Raw genomic sequence first — 1,230 nt, forward strand, 5'->3', positions numbered from 1 at the left:
CAGAGGCATCTTGGCAAGTTGCACGATCGGATAACTGATCTGTATATTTGTATGCCCAAAGTAACGCAGCTGCGCCAGCAACATCAGGACTGGCCATGGATGTACCCGACTGCCAATGCAGACAGGCGTCATTATCGTAATCGAAGGTGCCACACTGCTCATTTGGCATCGTCGAGAGAATACTGTCACCGGGTGCCATTAGCGACACCCAATCGCTACCGAAACTAGAAAAACTGGCACGATTGTCATCGTCATCCGTCGCACCTACGGCAATCACGTTGTCATAAGCTGCGGGATAGTTCTTTATCGGGTCTCCGGCGTTCCCTGCTGCGCTCACTAACAACACGCCTTTCCCCCAAGCATAGTTAACGGCATCATTTTCAGCTTGGCTATAACCGACTAAGCTAATCGGGTTGCCCTCTTCATCGATTTCATCAGAGCCATAACTCATGTTAATCACGTGGTAGCCGTTATCGGCAGCATAGGTGATCGCATCAATGGAGGAAGATAGCGGGCATACCCCCGTCGCAGCGATAAGGAAGCAGCCAAAAAATGGGTCGCAGCTATAAATCAGATATTCGTAGCACGTCTTCAGGTTGCCAACAGAACTGTTAAAACCGACCCCAGCAATACCAATACCGTTATCTGTCTGAGCCGCCGCAATACCAGCGACATGGGTGCCGTGTCCAACCACGTCCTCTAACGTATCACTTTGATAATCGGTGACGAACTTCTGCTGCTCAACACATTTTCCGTTCCCGAACTCAATGCTACTCACGCTATCCCCTGCCATACGACAATCAATACCGGAATCGAGAATTGCTATCTTGACGGCAGAACTACCTTTCGTCATATCCCAAGCTTCGGGAGCATTGATATCTGCACCAGGCAAGCCAGAGGCCTCATCCAGATACGGACCAAATAGTGGGTCATTCACCACGGTAGAATGTACTTGCCCAGTATTATTGAGCGCCCACTGCTCAGAAAAGTAGTCACTAGCATAGATACTTCCACCGAGACCTTCATTGGGAACATACTGAACAATGTGGTTGATATCAGGTTCTGCATACAACACATTCGGGTTCTGGTTAAAACGGGCTAACTGCGCTTCCACTGTTCCAACAGGCACTTGCAAGACATGCACATCAATGCCGGAAATGACTTTGAGCGCTTCGGCTCTGCTCTCACGCATCAACTCCCCTACGTCAGACGCCGCTGCACCGGGACGGA

Annotated in this window: 1 protein-coding gene; it reads right to left on the reverse strand. The window is 50.1% G+C overall.

What is annotated here, in order from left to right; translation table 11 throughout:
• Positions 1–1,192: S8 family serine peptidase (locus tag R7Q47_RS25220; RefSeq protein ID WP_318090070.1), on the reverse strand; the 1,192-nt coding region annotated here is incomplete at its 3' end.
• Between the last annotated feature and the right edge of the window lie 38 nt (positions 1,193–1,230).

The organism is Vibrio sp. Vb0349, from assembly GCF_033338975.1.